Genomic DNA, 1,101 nt, shown 5'->3' on the forward strand with positions numbered 1-1,101 from the left:
GGTGACGAGATCGAGGAAATCCTCGGGCAACTCGGCCCAGCCGGCGGCTTCGTCATGGGCGGAAGCGGTGTCGAGACGCACCTTGGACTTTTCCGACGCGACCTGGTCGCGGGTCATCTCGCCGGAATTGGCGGCGCGCTGCAAAAGCAGCCAGGACGCAACCTGCATCAGCCTGGTGGTCAGCCGCATCGATTCGGCCGCATAGAGCGTGGCGCCCAGCCGCGACAGTTTCTTTGCCTCGGCCCGGCCCTTGCCGTCGAGATATTCGGCGGCCTGTTCGACCAGGCCCATGCCTTCCTGGTAAAGCGGCTTGAAGGATTGCGAGAAAACCCGGCGCTCCGCCAGCTTGACGGTTTTCGCACTGCCCTTCGAAGGCTCGTTCATTGATACGCCCCTGCACTTGCAACCGGCCGATTCGGCTCCCTGCCGATACACCCGGAACCCTATCTGACTGAAGCTTGAAAATGCGCTTCGTCACCGGCGAAGGCAAGCACATGTTTAACAGAAGGTTAACGGCGAGCCGCCATTGGGCGGCCCCGCTGAGACGCGGACAAAAAGGGAAATGAAGACAAAAAAAGAGCCGCGGATAAGGCGGCTCTCAGGAGTTTAACAGGGAGGCGTCAAACAAAGTGGCTCCAACCACTCGGTAAGAATCCAGATCACTGGATGAACATAGTAAACACCTGTAAAGCTTAATGAAGCCTTAACGGCGCGGATGTTTTTTGACCGAACGCCGCCATACTGTGCCGTAACAGGACAGCATCTCCTGCGTTAGGCTAGCTCAGGCTGTCCTCCAGATCGCCGGCACAGCCTCACCTTACCCCAGGTCCAGCTCAGGCCGTCTTCCAGATCGCCGGCAAGGCGATGAAGGCGAACAGCAGCATGGCTGCGTAGAAGCCCATCGAGGAGGCCGCCACCAGCGGTTCGATCGCGGCATTGCCGGCAAGCAGGAAGTAGAGGCCGATCAGCAGGCCGATGCCGCTGATTGCGGTCAGCCAGAAATGAACGGTGGCGAGTGTCTTTTGCCCGATGGCAGGGAACAAATGGTAGAAGAAGGCGAAGACCGCCGACATCAGCCATCCAGCCACCATTGTGTGGGCG

At 59.5% G+C, this 1,101-nt stretch carries 2 protein-coding genes; both read right to left on the bottom strand.

Features of this window, described 5'->3' with window-relative positions; genetic code table 11:
- Nucleotides 1-384: DUF1465 family protein (locus EN906_RS35000; RefSeq protein ID WP_127375817.1), on the bottom strand; the 384-nt coding region annotated here is incomplete at its 3' end.
- 449 nt (nt 385-833) lie between these two features.
- On the bottom strand, nt 834-1,101 hold a 268-nt coding region (locus EN906_RS35005), incomplete at its 5' end, for a hypothetical protein (protein WP_127375818.1).

Origin of the sequence: Mesorhizobium sp. M7A.F.Ca.CA.004.06.1.1, assembly GCF_003999135.1 — a bacterium.
Lineage (GTDB): Bacteria > Pseudomonadota > Alphaproteobacteria > Rhizobiales > Rhizobiaceae > Mesorhizobium.